The following is a 19,563-nucleotide window of genomic DNA, read 5'->3' as shown; positions in this document are numbered from 1 at the left end:
TCGGCCTCAGAGGGCGGTTCGCGGCGTGCTGCAGCCGGTCACCGCAGTCGTCTCATCTCGCGCGTGCATCGGGTCATGGGCCCGCGCACGCCAGGAAAAGGCCGACTGCCTGGCCCTCGTGGTCGTGGACCGGCTGCAGGCCGCGCACAGCGCCCGCCTGCCCCTGTCCGGCCCCCGCCTCCCGGACGCCTTCCAGGTCCTGGCGACTCTCGCGCGCACGCTGCACGTGCCGGTGCTCGCCCTTGTGGACAGCGACGATCCCGCACTCCTGGGCCTGCTGGACGCCGACGTCACACTCACCCTCGCACCGACCGACGATCCTGCCCGGGTCCAGGTGACGGTCGCGCAACGCGACTTCGGCACGATCGGCTCCGCGTACCTGAAGCCCGACCTGGTCCACGCCCGCTTCCTCAACGCCGGAGCCGCGCCCGCCGATCGCACGACAGCCCGGCGGGACCGGGGCTCGCGGCGGCCGCCGGCGGAACGACGGCGGCGCTGGAACTGGCCGAAGCCGCGCCTCCCTACACCTCCGGCGGCCGGGAGGAGCACGTGCCGCACGTGCTCCAAGCAGCCGAGCGGATCTTCGCGTCCCTGACCGGCTTCACGGGCTTCGACCCCGACCTGTCGCAGGAGATCCTCGCGGTCGTCCTCAAGTCCGTCAGCGCCGTGCAACAAGAGGGCTACGTACGCCAGTTGGAGGCTTTCGCCGAAGCCAGCCGTGAACGCCTCGGGCAGCTGTACGGGATGTACGGGCTGGGCGGGACCTTCGCGAACGAGAGCCACTGCTACCTGACCCATCAGCCCGCCAGCGTCGTGGTCTGCGAGCGCCTGGACACCGTCCCCATGTGGCTCGAAGCGGTGTGGAACGAAGAGATCGACGTCGCGCTGACACTGGAGCGCTTCACGAAGCACTGGAACCTCGGGCTGGAACCCTCATGATCGGGCTACGTCGCGTTCTGACCGGCCTGGCGGTCTCCAGCCAGCCGCTGTGAGTCCTCGGTGGAACTTGCCCTGAAGGGGTCCAGCGCTGCGGCACGTTCGTGGTGGGGCAGGCGCGACATCTTGGAGGCCAGCGCCCACATCTCGCGTGCTCGGGCCAGCTCGCCCGAACTGCACACGGCCGACGCCCTGGACTGGACGCGGGCCTGCGTGGACGCCTCCCACGTTCGCGCGAAAAGGAGGGCGAGGCGCTCGCCCCGTCACCGGTCAACCGCGGAAAGACCGGCAGTAAACACCACCTGATCTGCGGGAAGGGCCCCCGTTTGTGCAACATTCCTCCCCTCCCTGAACCCGCTGGCTACGATGTGTATGCGGCTGGTCACAGGTACGGGGGGCGTATGCGGATCACCATCACCGTGCGGGACGACAATGCCCGGCGCGACGGAGCGGACCCGTGCGAGCTGCTGCGGCAATGGCTGGACGAGCAGCCCGAGTTGCGCGGCCGGACCCGTCGGCAGACGGCTGCGACGCCCCCTCCGGGGGAGATGGGAGTGGCCACCGACGCCCTGCTCGCGCTCCTCGCACCCGGCGGCGTGGCGGCGGCGTTCGCCGGCGCGGTGGTGGCCTGGGCCCAGACCCGCAGGGGCAGCCAGACGATCACCGTCCGGCAGGCCGACGGCCGGGAGGTCACCATCGTCTCCACGCACGTCAAGGCCATGGACGCCGCTCAGACCGCGGAGCTGGCACGGCGGTTGACCGCCGACCTGATGTCCCCGCCGCCAGCGGAGGAGCCGACCGGCATCTCCGGCCCGGCCCCCCGGCCTCCCGAGTGACCGCGGATCGGCCCGAGGACAGGGAGCTGCGGGGGCTCGGCCTCGCTTCGCCGGGCGCGTACGCCGTACTGGTCGGCACCGGGCACCACGTCGAAGGCTCCCTGCTGCCCGGACTGCCCGGAGTCGACACGACGCTCGACGACCTCCAGTCCCTCCTGGCGGACGCCTGCCGGATGACAGCGGAGCACATCCTCCGGCTGCCCGCCGACGCTTCGCCGCCGGATGTCGTGACGGTGCTGGAGAACACCGTCGAACAAGCCGACGGCCCCGTCCTCTTCTACTACGTCGGCCATGGCCTGCTCGGCCCCAAGGACGATCTCCACCTGGCCACGCACGGCAGCCGCCACGCGGAGAGCATCTCCCATGCCGTGCCCTACCGCACCGTCCAGGACCTGCTGGGCAGAGCGGTCGGCGGCAGCGCCGTCATCCTCGACTGCTGCTTCTCCGGCCGTGCCGGTGCGCCACGGGGTCGGCGCACCGCGGACCCCTTCGCCTCGGCCCGGCCCGACGGCAGCTTCCTCCTGACCTCCGCTTCCCACTTCGCCGTGTCCTTCGCGCCTCTGGGCGCACGGCACACCCTGTTCAGCGGCCGGCTGCTGGGCCTGCTGCGCGACGGCGATCCCGGCGGGCCGCGCGTGCTGACCCTCGACGACCTGCACGACGCCCTCGTACGGTCCTTCGCCGACGGGCCGGTGACCCCCCGCCAGTGGAGCGAGGGCACGCTCGGCCGCCTCGTCGTCGCCGCGAACCGCGCCTATCCCACAGCCGCCGAGCCCCTGCGGACAGCGCCCGCAGACGTGCCGTGTCCCTATCCCGGTATGAAACCCTTCGCGGCCGAGGACCACATGCACTTCACCGGCCGCGACGACGTGGTCGCGGACCTGGTGACACGGGTGTGCCGGGCCCGCCCCACCGATCCCGTGGTCCTGGTGGGGCCGTCGGGTGTCGGGAAGTCCTCCCTCCTGCGGGCCGGCCTGCTGGCCGAGTTGCAGCTGCGGCACGAAGCCGGCACCACCCCCTCCGCACCCTGGCCCGTCCTGCTGCTCCCCGCACCGGGAGCGAAGCCACTTCAGGCGTTGGCGCGGCTGTGGTCGGAGGCCGTCGACCGTCCCTTCGACGACGTGCTCGCCGACCTCACCGAGGGGTGTTTTCCCCCGCCTCGGGACGACCGGCCGCCGTGCGGGCTCCTCGTCGTCGACCAGTTCGAGGAGATCTTCGCCCGAGCCGCCGATCCCGGGGAACGCCGACAGTTCATCCGCCTGCTCTGCGGCCCGGCCCCGGAATCCGAGAGGGCCCTCAGACTGCGCCGTCCCCGTGTCGTCGTCGGCGTCCGCGCCGATCACTACGGCAGCTGTCTCGCCGAGGCTCCGCTCGCCCAGGCCCTCGCCCGCGGGCAGATCTCCCTCACCCCCATGTCCACGGAGTCCCTGCGCACGGCGATCGAAGAGCCTGCCCGTCGTGTGGGCCTCACCCTGGAGACCGGCCTGGTCCAACGGCTCCTGCACGACCTCCGGGAGCGGGACACCACAAGCAGGGGACACGCCGCGCTGTCACCGGAGACGGCTCCCGACACGGCCCTTCCCTTCCTGGCCCACGCCCTGCGCGAGACCTGGCTTGCCCGGGACGGCGCCGTCCTCACCCTCGCCGGCTATCAGTCCACCGGCGGCATCTGGCAGTCCGTGGCCACGGCCACGGAACGGTTGTACACCGACCTGGACGAACCGGAGCGGGCGGCGCTGCGCCCCCTGCTCTTGCGGATGGTGCAGATCACCAGCGGCGGCGAGGTGGTACGGCGTCCGCTGCGCACCACCGACGTGGGCGGCACGGCGCAGGAGCCACCCGGGCGCACGCCGGGACAGCGGGACAGCGACGGAAGCGACGCGGTACGCGCAGCGGGATCCGGGGCAGACGTGCCGCCGCGCCGGTCCGCCCCCGATGGCCGGGTCCTGGACCGTCTGGTCCGCGCACGCCTGGTCACCGTGGACCGCGGCAGCGTACAGATCTCCCACGACGCCCTGCTGCACACCTGGCCGCGACTGAACACATGGATCCGGGACGCGCAGCACGAACTCCCCGTCCACCAACAGCTCACCGAGGACGCCGCCCTCTGGCTGCGCCATGGACGCGGCGCAGCCTACCTGTACACGGGAGACCGGCTGGTCGGCGTCCGGCCGTGGCTGACCTCCGCCCCCCCTCCCGCCATCCCCCTCGACACCACCACCCGCGCGTTCCTCGAAGCAAGCGTGTCGGCAGGCCACCGGAAGAGGCGACGAGCGCGCAGGTACCTCAGCGTCGTGCTCTGCGTACTGCTGGCCGCTTCCGGCACGTTCGCCGCTCTGTGGAACAGCGCGACGGAGCAGCGTGAACGTGCCGAGGACCAGCAGCGCAGATCGGTCGCCCGCAGTCTCGTCCTGCACGCGGACGCCCTGCGCGACACACAGGCGGACGACGCCCTGCGGTTCGGCGCGGCCGGCCAGCGGCTATTCCCCACCGCCGAGGGCCGGACCGGGCTGGTCTCCACGCTCGTGGAGCGCCATCGCGTCACATTCCTCACTGACCACACGGGCCCCGTCGAATCGATCGCGTACCGGCCGGACGGACGCGTCCTGGCCACGGCGAGCACCGATCGCACGGTCATCCTGTGGAACGCGCCCGGGACGCTCGAAGCCGGGGCCCCGGCCGACCGGGCCCACCCGCATCGGATCGCCAGACTGCCACGGCAGAAGGCCCCGCTGACAGCCGTGGGCTTCAGTCCCGACGGACGCACCCTCGCCGTCGGAAGCCAGGACCGCACCGTCACCCTGTGGGACGTGGCCGATCCCGCCCGTCCACGCCGCGTCGCCGAACTCCGGGGACTCACCCGCGGAGTGGAAGCCGTCGCCTTCAGCCCGGACCGTCGCTCGCTGCTCACCGGTGGGGCGGGGACCGACGCGGTGCTGTGGGACGTGACGAAGCCGGAGTCGCCGCGCCGACTGAGTGTGCTGAAAGGCGGCAGCAGCGGCCCGGTCCACGGGGTGGCGTTCAGCCCGGACGGCCGCACCGCCGTGGTGGACGGCGCGGGCCCGGCGCCGACGATCTGGTCCCTCACCGACCGCTCGCACCCCGTCGACGTGGGCTTCGTACCGATCCGCGGGAGCGCGCAGACCGAGGTGTTCTCGGTGGCGGTCGCCGCCAACGGAGACACCCTCGCGGCCGCCACCAGCGACAACGGTGTGGGCCTGTGGAGCATCGCGCAACTTGTCGACACCCAGGACCAGCAGCCCTTGGCCACGCTTTCCGAGCACGCCGGTCCCGTACGAGGCGTGGCCTTCAGCCGGGACGGCCGGCGGATCGCGACGGTCGGCAGCGACGGAACGGCCCAGCTGTGGGACGTCCACGAGCCGTTCTACCCCCGCCTCCTGACCCGCTTCACCGATCACAGGGACGCTGTCACGTCGGTCGCGTTCGCACCGGACGGCCGTACGATCGCCACGGCCTCCGACGACGGCCGGGCCGCAGTGTGGGAGCTCGCGGACAGCCTCGCTCCGCGCCGGGAGGCCTCGACGTCCGCCCCGGACATCCGAGTACCGGCCGCGGCGTTCACCCCCGACCGTGACCTGCTGACACTCAGACAGGCGTACGACGAGAACGACCTGGACGGTCCGATGCTGCCGTCCGAGCTCTGGGACGCGACACGGCCTACGGCCCCCAGGCGGTTGTCGTCCCTCGACACCGGGGACGTCAACACGGCCGCGTTCAGCCGCGACGGACGCCTGCTGGCCACCGGCTCCCCGACGGGAACCATCCGGCTCTGGGACATCACCGCTCCCGATGACCCGCGCCTGCTGGACACCACCACGGTCAAGGGCGCCGTCCTCACCCTCGCGTTCAGTGGCGACGGCCGCGCGCTGGCGGTGGCGAGCGACGACTTCGAGGGCCCCTACGAGGAGATGGAGCTCTGGGACGTCGGCCGTCGCGGTGCTCTGCGCCGGCTGGCCCGGCTTCCCCTCAGCCAGGTCAACGCCATGACGTTCAGCCCCGTCGGCCCCACTCTGGCCGTGGCGACGGAAAAGCAGGGCACGTCGCTGTGGGACATCAGCAGCCCCTCGCGCCCCCGGCGCCTCGTCGCCCTCGGCGCCCGCGAAGTACCCGGCGTGACAGTGGAGTTCAGCCCTGACGGCCGCCGCCTCGCGCTGGCGGACGCGAGCGGCCAGATCACGTTATACGGCATCACCGGGTCGACGCGTACGACGGCGCAGCCCCGGCCGCTGGGCTCGGTCAGCGGGAACATCGGCAAGGCCGCCGCCGTCGCCTTCGACTCCACCGGCACGATGCTCGCCGCGTCCACGTCGGGCGAGAGTGGCAGAACCCTACTGTGGGACATCACTGACGCCGCCCGCCCGCTCCCCCTTGCCTCGGTGATGGGCGACTTGGTCACGATGGGGGAAGTCATTCTCTTCACCCCCGACCGGCGCAGGCTGATCACCGCAGGTGACGCGACGACCGAGACCGAATCGTCCGGGGCAGCAGAGAAGGTGCGCCCTGCGCAGCTCGTTCGCTGGGACATACGGCCCGCCGTGGCCGTGGTTGACGACCCGATCAGGGCGGCTTGCACTGTGACGGGACAGGGGCTCACCGACGCGGAATGGGCCCGGTACGCGGACGGCCTGCCGCGGGAGCGGACCTGCCCCGGGGATTGAGCGGAGGTTCGTGTCATCTATGCGATGTTGGCGCGGTTGGGCTGCGCGGAGATTCGCCCAGGCAGGGAGGTGGCCTGGGTTCGCGCCAGAACGGGCGGACAAGCTCAGTGGTTGCGGAAGGGTTCCCAGGCGTCGGGGAGCGGAGCTGCAGGGTCCTCGCCCTCGGTGGATAGGCCGACGTAGGCGCGTAGGGCGGGGCGGGTGCCGGGGAGGCCGTACTGGGTGAACCGCTCGTGGAGCTCGGAACCGAACGGCACGGGCTGGAAGTCCGCGGCGGTCAGCAGCTCGGCCAGGACCCTCAGCAACTCCCGGCGTCCGGGGGAGAGTTCGGTGAACGCCCTTGCGGTGTCCGCGGGGTCGAACAGGACTTCCAGCAGGTTCGCGGCGCGGGCCGCCAGCGGGTGGGGCACGACTCCGGTCTTCTCGATACGGGGCAGGACGCGGACGATGTCCAGAAGGACTCCGTCCGGGTCCTCGGCGACGCCCATCAGTTGCAGCAGGCTGCGGACGGTGTAGCTGTGCAGGTCGCCGGCGTGGTGGGCGGTGACGGACTCGGGGGCCGGCCCGGCGCCGAAGGCCGCCAGTTCGGCGGCGATGCGCTCCGCCGGCGACAGGCCGGGCGCGGCGGCAGGGTTGACGACCCGTATGCGGGTCAGGGCGGTGGCGGCGGCCCAGCGCGGCAAGGGGTGCTCGTGGTCGAGGTGGTGCCGGAGTCGGCCGTCCGGGTCGTAGTCGGCGAGCAGCCCGACCGCGACGAGAACCGTGGCGATACAGACGGGGTCCCGCTCGCCGTCGAGGCAGGCCAGCAACGAGGGCAGGGTGGCGTCGGCCTCCTCCGGGAACCAGCCCAGGAGGTAGGCGGTCTCGGTGCGGATCTCCGGGGCTGGGTCGTCGAGCAGTTCGAGCAGTGCGGGGAGTTGGGTGCGGACCGCGTCGTAGGAGCGCAGTGCGCCCTCGCGGGCGTCGACGGGGTGCCCTGCCGCGCAGTACGCCCGTCCCTCGCGCAGCTTCTTCAGCCGCTCCTCGTCGGTCTCGGCGGCGATCTGCTCGTCGTACCAGCTCAAGGTCTCTTCGGGGCTGATGGCCGCGGCGCGCCAGGCGGCGGTGTCGATGCCGAGCGGGAGGTCGTACTCGTCGTGCCAATCGACGGCCAGACGGGTCAGCAGTAGCAGGGCGTCGGCCCGGGCGTCGGCCGGGCCTGCGACGGCGATCCGGGTGAGGAACGGCACGGCGTACGGAGAGGCCGAGTACCGGGTGCCCTGGTGGAAGATGTTGCCGAACAGGCTGCGGAAGGCGCTCTCCCGGGCCTCCTCATCCGGTCCGCACACCGCCCGCAGCTGGCCAGGCATGTCCTCGGCGCTGCCTTAGGCGTGTTCCAAGGCTGCCCACTCGATGTCGTCCAGCCCTGCCAGGAGATCGTCGGATCGCTTCATGATCCGTATGCTCGCAGGCAGCACTGACACCGAACCCGCAGACCAGCCGTCTCCTTCAGCCCCGTGGTCAAGACAGTCTTGCGCTGCTCCGCCCGCCCTACTGGCGCGCCCCGCATGGCAGCTCCACGCGTGTGTGGCCAGCGGCCACGCACGATCGTCAGGAGCACAGAAGCGCCGCCGTCGCCGATCATCAGCGACGCCAAGAAGTGCGACCAGCAGCCGGAATGCCTTGACCCGTTCGTCCGGCGGGAGGTTGATGATCTTTGCCAGTTGTTCGGTGAGGCGCCCACGCATGACCAGCACGGCTGGGGTGTGGGTGGGTCGGATGCCAGCCCTGCGGATGCTCTCCGGCCCATCCTCGCTCGTTGCACGGGCCTGAAGACAGAACCCTGCCAGGTCGCGTACAACTTCGAACTGCTCAGTGTCGGTGAGTTCCTCGAACCAGCCGACGCCCGCGGCGAGCGGACGGATGCCTTGCGCCAACTCGTTCAGGATGACCACGCGTCCGTTCATCCTGCCCCACCTCCGCTATACGCCTGGGTACTAGCTAGTAGAGGCCCTTGTAGCCCTGCCAGCCGGTGGCGATCTTCGTGCGCGCCCCGAACGACCCCTTGCCTTCGCCGTTGTTGCGCCAGACGTTGCCGGCGCTGTCTCGCGAGATGAGGTCGGCCTTCCCGTCGCCGGTGATGTCACTGACGCCGACGATCACGTTGTAGGAGCCGCCCCAGTTGGAGAAGAGCTTCGTGCGGGCGCCGAAGGTGCCGTTGCCGGTGCCGTAGTACCGGTACAGGTTGTTCGCCGTGTCCTGGGCGAGCAGGTCGCCGATGCCGTCGCCGTTCAGGTCCCCGGCGCCCACGATCTTCTTGTACGTCTTCCAGTTGTCGTAGAGCTTCACCCGGGCCGACAGCGTGCCGCTGCTGGTGCCCTTGTAGAGGTAGACGGTCCCGGTTGAGGAGTTCCGCGCGATCAGGTCGGGGCGCCCGTCCCTGTTCACGTCACCGGGCGCGGTCAGCACGTCGTACTGGTTCCAGCCGGACGTGCCCAGCGAGGTGTACGGCGTCGACGGCTTCACCGCCGCACCGCACCCCGGCTTGTAGGCGCGCAGGGCGCCGCTGCTCAGCCGCACCAGGACGTCGTTGCAGCGGTCCCCGCTGAGGTCCCCGAACGGCACCGCTTTGATGGAGGTCGGCCAGCCGCTGCCGCTCACCTTGTCGGAGAACGTGCCCTTGCCGGTGCCCTGCTGGAACGTGAGTGCGCCGGAGGAGTTGAGGGTGAGGAGGTCACCGATGCCGTCGGACCCGACATGGTCGCGTCTCACCGCGGCGCCACCGGTCAGCTTCAGTGAGCCGGACGCCGTCGCCGGCGCACCCTGCTTGTCAGCCGGGGCCACCGTCAGCGTCCAGCTGTACGTGCCGTTCGGCACATACGCGCCGTCCGACGTCCTGCCGTTCCAGGACGTATGGATCGCGTCGTGCGCGGCGCCATCGGACAGCGTGCGCACAGTGGCCCCGGTCGCCTTGTTCCTGAGCGCCAGCGTCCACGACGCGGCCGGCTTCGAGAGCCACCACGTGCCGTCCCACGAGGACGACGACTCCACCAGGCTGACCGCGGGTTCCGTCCTCGCCCCCAGGAGCGCGATGTCCGTGGCGGAGACGCCGCTCCGTAGGACGTGGATGTCCTGGGAGGCCGGGTCCACGTAGCCGACCAGGCCGGTGTACGGATCGACGTCCCACCTTCCGGCCTTGGCCGCCAGGGTTCGGCTCACCGCGGAGCCGCTCGTGACGTCCGTGAGGATCAGCGCTCCGGATGTGGAGTCACGCGTGACCAGGAAGCCGTCGCCCAGGTGCGCCTCTCCGCCGGTGGGCACGGCGATGAGCGTCTTCCTGCGGGTGTCGTACACGAAGGCCTTCTGCACGCTGCCCTGGGGAAGATCGCACGAGCCGGACCAGTACACCCAGCGTCCCACCGCCTGGAAGTTGCCCGGCGCGCAGCCGCTGCCGACCACCCGGAACGACGTGATCGGGTCGCCCGAACGCACCTCCGTGGCCGTGACACTGCCGTCCCCGGCCGCCGTCCACAGTGTTTCCCCCCACAGGGCGGAGGGGACCGCACCGGCTGCGCCCGTACGGGTGAGCACGACCTTCCGTGTGTCCAGATCCGCCACCACCAGGCCGTCTCCCGCGGGCGAGGGCCCATGCCAGGCCGCATACCGGCCCTCGACGTCCGCGAGGCCATGGTGGTCCTGGAGGCCGGAGGTCACCACGGTGCCGGGAAGGGACTGACCCCGGTCCAGGACGGAGATCTCCCCGGCCGTGTTCCGGATGACCGCCCGGCCGTCACCCGTACCCATCAGGTCGGGACAGCTCCCGTAGTCCCCGGCCATGACCCCACACCTCCGGGTCGCTCCCCGGTCCGTGCGCGTGCCCGCCGTCAGCGCCTCCGCCGTGGCCAGCGAGCGGCTGTACAAGTGCGTCGCCCCGTCGCCGGACTCGTAGGTCATCAGCTCACCGCCCCTCAGGTCGAGTGATTCGATCCCCATGGGCACGGCCGGAAGGTCCACGATCCGGTGGACCCGGGGCAGACCGTCGGCCCCCGCCTGGACCTTGGCGATGCCGTAGTCCAGAGAGGACTCCCCGCCGGCGAGGACCAGGCCGCCGTCGGGGGTCATGACGGTAGCGGGATCCGCCCGCTTGAACAGGGGCAGCTCCGGGGAGCCGTCGAAGGGCAGTGCTGACACACTCCAGCCGGAGGAGCCGCTGCGTGCGACGACGAGCGCGTCACCGACGACGCCGAGGATTGTGTTCTCAGAGGTGCGGGGGAACGCAACCTCGTGAGTGGGCGAGTCGTAGGCACCCTTGGCATACACCCGCACCCGGGACGTGCCGTACCAGCTGACCAGATAGTCGGATCCGACCACGGTGTCCGAGCTCGCCACCAGTGGAGGCAAGATCGTGGCCGCACCGGTCTCGGCATCCACCCAGGCGTAATGGAGGACATGGTCCGGGCCGTTGTAGTTGACGAGGATGCCGGAGGCGGAACCCCTGGGAAAGAAGGGGAAGACCGTCCCGTCCGGGAATCCGGTCACGGGCTTCTGCACCGTGCTGCCGTTCTCGTTGTGCAGCAGGAACAGCTGAGTCCGTTCCCCACCGGTCGACGTGCTGGTCAGGACAGTACGTCCGTACGTCTGCAGATAGCTCTGGCCTGCTGGGATGGCCACGGTCTCCGTCGTACCGGTTCCCATGTCCCGGAGCAGGACCTGCCCACCACTGCTCTGGGTCGGGCGAAGGGCGACGACGTCCGAACCGGTGCCGTACGAACCCGCGGTGCGCGGTTCGAGTCCCTCGCCACCCTCCACCGGCTTCCGGCTGCCGTCGTAGCTGGTCCACCAAAGGCCGGAACCCTCGGCGGTGGAGCGGTACTCGAGGAAGCCGGAAGCCCCCGCGCTCTGCAGATACGCCGTGCGCGGAGTCGTGCGCATGGTGGCCGGAACGATGATCTCCGTTGCGGTCTCCGCGTGCGCCGGCGCCACCAGCGGCACGGCGGACACAGAGAGCGCCAAACCGATGATCGTGGCAAGGGAGCCACGCATGAAGGTACGACGAGTCACTTGCTTACCCTCCCTGACGGAGGGCCCCATCCCCCCGAACAAGCGGGCGAATACTAGCAGTTGTCCAAGACGGATGACCTCGCCGAGCCGGTTGGCCGGCCCGTGTGCGGATGGCGCGGCCGTCCGCGTGTACAAGCCGCGAAGACTCCCGCACGGCGAGGCAGGACACGTATTGCCAACGCACTCGTGCGATGGGCCGTGCAGGCGTCCACGACCGGTCTGGGGCGAACATCACGCCCCAGCGAGCGCAGGGTGTGCGGCACGGTCCGTGCGACGTCCGCGATCACCGCCGCGTCGCGGGCGTCGGTGTACTTCTCAGTCCCGCTCGCCGTCCTCCGGCCGTGTCCACAGCTCGGCGATCACCGCGTAGTCGTCACGTCCGCTGAACCGGCCGACGGCGTTCTCGAAGGCGGTGTGGGTCGCGCCGATCGAGTAGAGCGGGACGCGCCACTCGGCTGCCATCGCCAGGGCCAGCAACGAGTCTTTGCGCGCCGCTTCCAGCGACATGCCGCCGGCGTAGTCGCGGGCGGGGACACGCTCGCCGATGCGGTGGAGCAGCGGTCGGAGCAGGCCCGCCTCTTCGCCGCGGAGCATCTCGACCAGCATCTCCTCGGTGATGCCGTAGGGCAGGCCCATGGCCCGCGCCTCAGAAAGCGTCACCATGGTCGCGTGTGCGACGGCATTGTGGATGACCTTCATGGCCATGGCGGCCCGGGGGCGACCGAGCCAGGTCACCTTGGCGCCGAGCGCGTCGATGATCTGCACGACCAGCTCGCCCGCGGAATGCTCGTCGGCGCCGACGAGCATCGTCGACGTACCGGCGGCCATGGCGGGGACGCCTGAGATGATCGCCGCGTCGATCACCCGGATTCCCTTGGGCTCCAGGTACGCCTCCATCGCGGCGATGTCGTTAGGGCTCACGGTGCTCGTCTCGATGACGACGGAACCCTTCTCCAGCAGCTCGGCGAGCCGGCGCGCCATGTCGAGGGAGATGTCGGAGCGCGGCAGGCAGAGCACGACGACGTCGCAGCCGGACAGGTCGGACAGCTCCGCGGTCGGCTGCAGGCCCTCCGCCGCGGCGTTCGCCCGCGCCGCCTCGCTGACGTCGAAGCAGGGGCCGGGCCGTACGGTGGCGGCACGCCGTGCGACCTGCAGGCCCATGTTGCCCAAGCCGCAGACGCCGATGGTCACTTCACTCATGATTCAGTCCTTCTCTCGGTACATCACTGGGACGGGGGTCTCGATGTGTCCTGTCGGGGGCGCCCCCGGGAGGCTGCGGCTGCTGAAAGGTGCCGTCGCGAACCGCAGGGAGCACCCGCCGCTCTGCGCCCGGTCGTCGTGAGAGCCTGCGCCCGGATGCGGACGGGACTTCACACGCCCTGGGTCGAACGGACATCGCCGCGATGCGAAGCGACGCGGTACGGGGATGCCGTTGCTGCTCGTCGCCGTCAGTACTCGTTGCTGACGAATACGGTCGTCATGAAGTCCCGCACGCCCTCGACGCCGCCCTCGCGCCCGTAGCCGGAGTCATGGACCCCGCCGAACGGCGTCTCGGGGAACGAGGCATTCCAGTTGTTCAGCACGATGTTGCCCGCCCGGAGGTGGGTGGCGAGGTACTCGGCCGTCGGGCCGGACGCGGTGAAAGCGTAGGCGGCCAGGCCGACACTGACGGAGTTGGCCACTGCCACGGCTTCCTCAAGGGCCGTGTACGACTCCACTGTGGCGAGCGGGCCGAACGGCTCGACGGACCGGACGCGGGCATCCGCGGGGACCCCGGTGAGGACGGTGGGTGCGAGGAACAGGCTCCCGTCCTGGAGCCGCTCGCCTCCGGCGGCCAGGTGGGCGCCGCGCTCGACGGCGTCCGCGATCAGCCCCTCGATGTGCGCGCACTGCTTCTCGTTCTGCATCGGGCCGATGGCGGTCCCGTCCGCGAAAGGATCTCCGACGGTCATCCGAGAGGTTTCCGCGACGAACTCGGCGACAAAGCGGTCGTGGATGTCCTGGTGTACGAGGAACCGGGTCGGAGAGATGCAGGTCTGGCCCACATTGCGAAACTTGGCACGAGCCGCGCCGCGCGCGACCTTCGCCACGTCCGTGTCCCTGTGCACGACCACCGGGGCATGCCCACCGAGTTCCAGGATCTGCGGCTTGAGGTGTCCGGCCGCCTGCGCGGCGAGTGTGCGGCCGAGCCCGACCGAGCCGGTCACGGTGATCATCCGGATTTCGTCGCTGGGGATCAGCACGTCGCTGATGTCGGGACCGTGGCCGGACACCATCTGCACCAACCCGGCGGGTGCGCCCGCGGCGTCCAGCGCTTCCAGCAGGAACAAGCCCGTCGAAGGCGCCTGCTCCGAGAGTTTGAGGACGAGGCTGCACCCCGCCGCCAGGGCTCCGGACACCTTGCGGGACGGCGTGTTCAGCGGAGCGTTCCAGCTGGATACCGCGTACACCGGGCCGACCGGCCTGAGCCGCGCCTCCAGGTGCAGGCCGGGCCGGCGACCCGGGATGATCCGGCCGTAGGCGCGCAGTGCCTCGTCGGCGGCCCATTCGAGCAGCGACGCGGACAGGTTCACCTCGGTGAGCGCTTCACCGAACGGCTTGCCCAGCTCCAGCGCGATGCGGGTGGCACCCTCGTCCTTGTTCTCACGCAGCCACCGGGCAGCGGAGTGCAGCACCTCTCGACGTGCGTACACACTCAGGGCCGACCAGGTCTCGAACGCTTCACGGGTGGCTGCGAGAGCGTCCTCCAGGTCCGTCGCCGTCGCCAGAGGCAGCGCGCCCAGCGTGGCGCCGGTGGTCGGATTGACCACGGAGAACGTCTCGCGGCCCCCGCCGGTGCGCCGCTGCCCCGCGATGGCCAGGTATGGGGCCGGGTAGCGGTCGAGATGTTTGCGGGTGGACGAGGTGTCGACCGACATGTCGACCTTTCCGGATCGTCGAGACCGGGTCTCGCGTCCTTCTCGGTGCCGCGGGCCCGTCGCTCGCAGCGGACTCACAGCGACTTTACGTTGTACGCATTGCGTACAGACGTACGCTTGACGTACATACTGTTGCCTGTCAGCATCGTCGTGTCAAGCGTGGGCGGAACCATGCCGTACCAGCACGAACCCTGACGGATGGAGCGGTTGTAGTGACGCGGATGGCAGAGCCGATGGCCGATGGGGAGATCGCGGACCGGATCCGCGCACGGCGCGGTGGCGACCTGCGAGCGCTGGACCAGGCCCTGCTGTACTCCCCGCAGATCGCCCTGGGCTGGAACGAACTGCTCGGCGCGGTGCGCGAGCGATCGACGCTGCCCGGCGATCTGCGCGAGCTGGCCATCCTCGTCGTGGCGCGGATCAACGACGCACCGTACGAGTGGCGTGCTCATGCGCCCCTCGCGCTCGTCGAGGGACTCACCGTCGAGCAGGTGGAGTGGCTGCGCGAACCCGTCGGCGCCACCCCGTTGACCGCGCTGCAGACGGCGGCGGTGGAGTTCACTGAAGCGCTGACGCGGGACTGCCGCGTTCCCAATGACATGTTCGAGCAGGTCCGCGCCCGGCTGGGAGACCGGGGCGTCGTGGAACTCGCGCTGACCGTCAGCGCTTACAACATGGTCTCGCGGTTCCTCAACGCGATGGCGATCGCATGACTGGCAAGACGGAAAGACAGGAGCAGGGTATGAGCGGACGTCTCCACGACAAGGTGGCGATCGTCTTCGGCGCCGGCGGAGAGGCCACGGGTCTGGGCAACGGCAGTTCGTGTGCGTCGCTGTTCGCCCGGGAGGGCGCACGCGTGGTGGCGGCGGACATCGACGCCACGGCACTGGGCACCACCGAGCAGCGGATCAAGGAGTCGGGCGGCACGGTGCTGCCGATCGTGTGCGACGCACTCGACGCCGTATCCGTGCAGGCTGTGGTGGACACCGCGGTACGTACCTACGGCCGCGTCGATGTGCTGGTCAACGTGGTGGGCGGGTCGCGCAAGGGCGGGGCGGCCGAGCTCCCGCCCGAGGAATGGCAGCAACAACTCGACTTCAACCTCGGCAGTGTCTACCGCACCTGTCGGGCGGTACTCCCCGTGATGACCGAGCAGGGCTCCGGCTCGATCGTCAACTACGCCTCGACCTCCGGGATCCGGTACACGGGCTCCCCCCAGGTCGCCTACGCCTCGGCCAAAGCAGGCGTGATCTCCTTCACTCGTGTGACGGCGGTGCAGTACGCGGCGCACGGCATCCGCTGCAACACGGTGATCCCCGGACAGCTGCACACCCCGCTCGTCGAGTCCCGGCTCGCAGCCCAGCGGGCCGGCGGGGACGTCACGCGACTGCTCGCCGAGCGCGCGGCGCGCATCCCGCTGCCCTGGGCCGGGGACGGCCGGGACACCGCCTACGCGGCGCTGTTCCTGGCTTCCGACGAGTCCCGGTTCGTCACCGCCACGGAGATCGTGGTGGACGGAGGGATGAGCGCCCGATGCGACTGAACGATCATGACGTCGTCGACCTGGGCCCGCACGAGGTGTCGCTGCCGCCGGACCCGGAACCGCGACGCCCCACGCTCGCCCTCCCGCCCGGCGCATGGGACATGCACTGCCATGTGATCGGGCCGGTATCGCGCTTTCCCTATGCGCGGGGCGCCCGCTCCACTCCGCCGGACGCGACCGCCGAGGACCTGGGACGACTGCATGCCGCGCTGGGCATAGAACGGACCCTCATCGTGCAGTCCGTGGCGCACGGCTCGGACCACCGTGTGCTGCTGGACGCCCTGCGCAAGGGCGAGGGCCGCCACCGCGGTGTCGCCCTGCTGACCCCCGAGGTGACCGAGGCGGAACTCGACGTACTGCACGAGGCCGGCGTGCGCGGTATGCGGGTGCACTTCCTGCCTGAGCTGGCCGACGTGCCCACCCCGGCCGAACTCGACCGGCTCGCGGCGATCGCGCGAGCCCGCGACTGGCACATCGAGCTGCACCTCATGGGCGCCGGCGTACTCGACCACGAGGACGTGATCGCGTCGCTCGGTGCCCGCGTCGTGATCGACCACATGGCCCGCTTCGACCTCGCCTCCAGCGCGGCGGACGCTCGTCTCGCCGCGCTGCTACGGCTGCTCGACGCCGGCCACGTCTGGGTCAAGCTCAGCGGAATCGACCGGCTGAGCATCGAACCGCCACCGTTCACCGATGCCGTCGACGTCGCCAGAACCCTCACGGCACACGCTCCTGGGCGAATGCTCTGGGGCACCGACTTTCCCCACCCGCAGAGCCGCGGATGGACTCCTTCCGATGCCTACCGCGCCGAACTGATCGAGCAGTTCGCGCCCACCGAGGCCGACCGCAGACGCCTTCTCGTCGAAAATCCCCTGACCTTCCTGAACGCCACCTGATTCAAGTCCCACCATCACGAGCCGCATCGTCCGGCAGTTCAGGACCCCAGAGAGGAATGGCAATGGAGCCGACCGTCAACAACGTCATGAGCCCAGGCAGTGATACCGGGACGGCTGTCCCGCCGGGGCCGGGGAGGATCGTACGGCAGAAGCCGGCCAAGTCCCTGACCGCCGCGATCTGCGGCACCGTCGTCGAGTACTACGACTTCGGGATCTACGGCTATATGGCCACCATGCTGGGGGCCCTGTTCTTCGTCTCCTCAGACCCGAACGCCGAGCTTCTCGGCACCTTCGCGACGTTCGCGGTGGCGTTCTTCCTCCGGCTCCCCGGCGGTGTCTTCTTCGGTCACATGGGCGACCGCTACGGCCGCAAGCGCGCTCTGTCGTGGACCATCCTGCTCATGGTGCTGTCGACCGCACTGGTCGGCGTCCTGCCGACACACGTGACGCTCGGCATCTGGGCCACAGTCCTGTTGGTCCTCACCCGCTCCCTGCAAGGGTTTGCCGCGGGCGGAGAACTCTCGGGCGCCAACGCTTTCGTCGCCGAGTCGGCCCCGGCGCACCGCCGAGCCACGTTCACGTCCATGGTGAACACCGGCACCTACCTCGGCTCGATCCTCGCATCTCTCGTGGCGTTGGCCGTGAACAGCTGGTTCTCCGCCGAGACCATCACCGACTGGGCCTGGCGGCTCCCGTTTCTGCTGTCCCTGCCGATCGGCGTCGTCGGGCTGTGGATCCGGAGCCGGCTTGAGGACACCCCCGAGTTCCAGCGGACCCAGGACAACGGCGAAACCGCGGACCTTCCCATCAAGGAGCTGTTCCGCACATCCGGCACCACGATCGTCAAAATCGCCTGTCTTGGCGCGGTGATCACCGGCGGGTACTACCTCTCCAGCGTGTACGCGGCGACCTACCTGCAGACCGTGGGCGGACACTCGCCGCGGACGGCCTTCCTGTCCACCAGTCTCGCCCTCGTCGTCGGCTGTCTGTGCATGCCGATCTCCGGCATGCTCTCGGACCGCTTCGGCCGCAAACCCGTCCTCGCGATCGGCAGCGCGGCCTCCGGCGTGGCGGCGTACCCGATGTTCGCGCTGATGGCCCAGGAGGCGGTGTGGCCGGCCATCACCGCACAGTGCGTCCTGATGGCCCTCGTGTCACTGGTCAACGGATCCGCGTTCACCACCTTCGCCGAGATGCTGAAGACCTCGGTGCGCTACAGCGGCATCGCCTTCGGGAACAACATCTCGAACTCGCTGCTCGGCGGCACGGCACCGTTCATCGCGACATGGCTGATCACGGTCTCCGGCAACAACCTGTCGCCCACGTTCTACTTCATTTTCTGTGCGGCGGTGAGCACCGTAGCGGCACTCACCCTTCGTGAGACCAAGGGCATCGACCTGCACCACGACTGATCCAGACGTCGGCTACGGGGTGGGATCCGCGCGGTAGCCGAGCGTCGCCGAGATCGCACCGGCGGTTCTGACGACCGCCGGTGCGTATTTCTCCACCAGCGTCTGCTGGGACACCCGTACGGAGTTGGCCGTGACGTTGATCGCCGCGACCGAATAGCCGTCGGCGCCGAGGACCGGCGCCGCCGCCGAGCGGACCCCCAGCTCCCGCTCACCGTTCGCCGTCGCGTAACCACGCCGGCGGATTCTCGCGAACTCCGCCTCCATCTCGGTCGCTTCGGTGATGGTGTTCTCGGTGAGCGCGGGAAACGGCCCGGACGCCAGGAACCGCTCGACGGTCTCCGGGCGACTGGTTGCGAGCAGGGCCTTGCCCAGGGACGTGGCGTGGGCGGGCAGCCGCGAGCCCACGTTGAGGGCGAGCAGTCCTTCCCGGACGGGAACCCGAATCACGTAGACCACCTCGTCGCCGTCCAGAGTGGCGAGCGAACACGACTCCTGCAGGGTGGTGGCCAGCTCGCGCAGATGCGGTTGTGCCGTCTCCCAGAACGGCAAGGTCGACAAGTATCCGAACCCGAGCCGCATCACCTTGGGGCTCAACCAGTACTCACGTCCGTCGGTGTACATGAACCCCTGGTCGACGAAGGTGAGCAGGATCCGCCGGGCGCTCGGTCGGGTCATGCCGGTCAGCTCTGCCGCACGAGAAACCGTCACCCGCGGAATGTCGTCGGAGAACACCTGAAGCAAGGTCAGCGACTTCACGACGGATGTGATGACATGGGGCGACGCGGTCTCGCGTTCTTCTGACATCCGATGGGCACCTTCTGTCGTACAGCAGCCTCAGGAAGCGACTTGAGCTGGTCAACAGCCTAATCGATGGACCGTGTGAGCACGCCGAGGCGGCTGCGACGCGACGACAGGCCACGAGGCTGGGCCGGAGGTGCCCCTCATGCGTGCCGCAGACGTGAGGACAAGAAGACGGGGACGCAGGCAGCCTCGGTCGGTGTTGTTTCAGGCCCGGCACCCACACGATCGCTTAGAGGTCGTTTTCAGCTAATTTGTGTCGCTTCACGTGCCACAGGTTGATACTCGCGCCTCTCACGTGTCGGGTTCCTGCACAGGGTGGCGGGAGAAATCACTGATATCAGCTCCCCTTGGAATGAGACAGGCTTCCTAGGGCGAGGCGGGCAATATGGGCTTCCCTCATACCCCGTCAATCGCGCCAACCCCTACAGTCTCCCAAGGGCCGCTCCGTCACGGGGACTTGTTGGGATGAAACAGGATCTGCAGATGAAAACGACCTCTTAGC

The 19,563-nt window shown here is 69.8% G+C and carries 14 protein-coding genes; 8 read left to right on the top strand and 6 right to left on the bottom strand.

Annotated features, from left to right (window positions below):
- Positions 1-25: 25 nt before the first annotated feature.
- The 4 genes from H293_RS0145065 to H293_RS0145050 all read left to right on the top strand — a co-directional run bounded on the left by H293_RS0145065 (position 26) and on the right by H293_RS0145050 (position 6,451).
- A complete protein-coding gene (locus H293_RS0145065) occupies positions 26-595 on the top strand; it encodes a P-loop NTPase family protein (RefSeq protein WP_199790272.1) in 570 nt (189 codons plus the stop codon).
- Entirely contained in the window at positions 559-939 is a 381-nt protein-coding gene (locus H293_RS59535) for a hypothetical protein (RefSeq protein WP_020124336.1), read from the top strand. The genes H293_RS0145065 and H293_RS59535 overlap by 37 nt, the downstream gene beginning before the upstream one ends.
- Positions 940-1,337: 398 nt before the next feature.
- Positions 1,338-1,772, top strand: coding sequence for an effector-associated constant component EACC1 (locus tag H293_RS58815; protein WP_020124335.1), 435 nt, complete (start codon positions 1,338-1,340; stop codon positions 1,770-1,772).
- A complete protein-coding gene (locus tag H293_RS0145050; RefSeq protein ID WP_028808769.1) occupies positions 1,769-6,451 on the top strand; it encodes a WD40 repeat domain-containing protein in 4,683 nt (1,560 codons plus the stop codon). Before H293_RS58815 ends, H293_RS0145050 begins: the two co-directional genes overlap by 4 nt.
- 104 nt (positions 6,452-6,555) lie before the next feature.
- Here the strand turns inward: H293_RS0145050 and H293_RS0145045 are convergent, their stop codons facing one another.
- The 5 genes from H293_RS0145045 to H293_RS0145025 all read right to left on the bottom strand — a co-directional run bounded on the left by H293_RS0145045 (position 6,556) and on the right by H293_RS0145025 (position 14,409).
- Complete coding sequence (locus H293_RS0145045; protein WP_020124334.1) at positions 6,556-7,800, bottom strand: HEAT repeat domain-containing protein; 1,245 nt, start codon at positions 7,798-7,800, stop codon at positions 6,556-6,558.
- 15 nt (positions 7,801-7,815) lie between these two features.
- Positions 7,816-8,397, bottom strand: coding sequence for a DUF5958 family protein (locus tag H293_RS59530; protein WP_199790271.1), 582 nt, complete (start codon positions 8,395-8,397; stop codon positions 7,816-7,818).
- Positions 8,398-8,431: 34 nt separating this feature from the next.
- Entirely contained in the window at positions 8,432-11,443 is a 3,012-nt protein-coding gene (locus H293_RS0145035; protein WP_158694549.1) for an FG-GAP-like repeat-containing protein, read from the bottom strand.
- A gap of 363 nt (positions 11,444-11,806) precedes the next feature.
- Positions 11,807-12,691 (bottom strand): NAD(P)-dependent oxidoreductase, encoded by an 885-nt coding sequence (locus tag H293_RS0145030; protein WP_020124331.1) that lies wholly within the window; start codon positions 12,689-12,691, stop codon positions 11,807-11,809.
- A gap of 248 nt (positions 12,692-12,939) precedes the next feature.
- Entirely contained in the window at positions 12,940-14,409 is a 1,470-nt protein-coding gene (locus tag H293_RS0145025; RefSeq protein ID WP_020124330.1) for an aldehyde dehydrogenase family protein, read from the bottom strand.
- Between the two features lie 221 nt (positions 14,410-14,630).
- Here H293_RS0145025 and H293_RS0145020 point away from each other — a divergent pair, with 221 nt between their 5' ends.
- The 4 genes from H293_RS0145020 to H293_RS0145005 all read left to right on the top strand — a co-directional run bounded on the left by H293_RS0145020 (position 14,631) and on the right by H293_RS0145005 (position 18,260).
- Positions 14,631-15,122, top strand: a complete 492-nt coding sequence (locus H293_RS0145020; RefSeq protein WP_028808766.1) for a carboxymuconolactone decarboxylase family protein — start codon at positions 14,631-14,633, stop codon at positions 15,120-15,122.
- A gap of 29 nt (positions 15,123-15,151) precedes the next feature.
- The gene (locus H293_RS0145015; protein ID WP_020124328.1) at positions 15,152-15,952 is read left to right on the top strand and encodes an SDR family NAD(P)-dependent oxidoreductase; all 801 of its coding nucleotides are present in this window, start codon (positions 15,152-15,154) and stop codon (positions 15,950-15,952) included.
- The gene (locus H293_RS0145010; protein ID WP_020124327.1) at positions 15,943-16,848 is read left to right on the top strand and encodes an amidohydrolase family protein; all 906 of its coding nucleotides are present in this window, start codon (positions 15,943-15,945) and stop codon (positions 16,846-16,848) included. The genes H293_RS0145015 and H293_RS0145010 overlap by 10 nt, the downstream gene beginning before the upstream one ends.
- A 62-nt stretch (positions 16,849-16,910) precedes the next feature.
- The gene (locus H293_RS0145005) at positions 16,911-18,260 is read left to right on the top strand and encodes an MFS transporter (protein WP_020124326.1); all 1,350 of its coding nucleotides are present in this window, start codon (positions 16,911-16,913) and stop codon (positions 18,258-18,260) included.
- A 12-nt stretch (positions 18,261-18,272) separates the two neighbouring features.
- On the opposite strand, the gene H293_RS0145000 is transcribed toward H293_RS0145005, so the two are convergent.
- Positions 18,273-19,064 carry an IclR family transcriptional regulator domain-containing protein gene (locus H293_RS0145000; RefSeq protein ID WP_020124325.1) on the bottom strand — a complete coding sequence of 264 codons (792 nt, stop codon included), beginning with the start codon at positions 19,062-19,064 and terminating at the stop codon, positions 18,273-18,275.
- Positions 19,065-19,563 lie beyond the last annotated feature (499 nt).

It is taken from the genome of Streptomyces canus 299MFChir4.1 (assembly GCF_000383615.1).
Lineage (GTDB): Bacteria > Actinomycetota > Actinomycetes > Streptomycetales > Streptomycetaceae > Streptomyces > Streptomyces canus_C.
The sequence above is the reverse complement of the archived record's forward strand: the minus strand, read 5'-3'. Positions and strand labels throughout refer to the sequence as shown.

Excerpts from the sequence above, each read along its gene's own strand:
- H293_RS0145025 (WP_020124330.1), bottom strand. The coding sequence starts at position 14,409 with ATGTCGGTCGACACCTCGTCCACCCGCAAACATCTCGACCGCTACCCG.
- H293_RS58815 (WP_020124335.1), top strand. The coding sequence starts at position 1,338 with ATGCGGATCACCATCACCGTGCGGGACGACAATGCCCGGCGCGACGGA.
- H293_RS0145015 (WP_020124328.1), top strand. The coding sequence starts at position 15,152 with ATGAGCGGACGTCTCCACGACAAGGTGGCGATCGTCTTCGGCGCCGGC.
- H293_RS0145020 (WP_028808766.1), top strand. The coding sequence starts at position 14,631 with ATGGCAGAGCCGATGGCCGATGGGGAGATCGCGGACCGGATCCGCGCA.
- H293_RS0145000 (WP_020124325.1), bottom strand. The coding sequence starts at position 19,064 with ATGTCAGAAGAACGCGAGACCGCGTCGCCCCATGTCATCACATCCGTC.
- H293_RS0145045 (WP_020124334.1), bottom strand. The coding sequence starts at position 7,800 with ATGCCTGGCCAGCTGCGGGCGGTGTGCGGACCGGATGAGGAGGCCCGG.
- H293_RS59530 (WP_199790271.1), bottom strand. The coding sequence starts at position 8,397 with ATGAACGGACGCGTGGTCATCCTGAACGAGTTGGCGCAAGGCATCCGT.
- H293_RS0145005 (WP_020124326.1), top strand. The coding sequence starts at position 16,911 with ATGGAGCCGACCGTCAACAACGTCATGAGCCCAGGCAGTGATACCGGG.
- H293_RS0145010 (WP_020124327.1), top strand. The coding sequence starts at position 15,943 with ATGCGACTGAACGATCATGACGTCGTCGACCTGGGCCCGCACGAGGTG.
- H293_RS0145030 (WP_020124331.1), bottom strand. The coding sequence starts at position 12,691 with ATGAGTGAAGTGACCATCGGCGTCTGCGGCTTGGGCAACATGGGCCTG.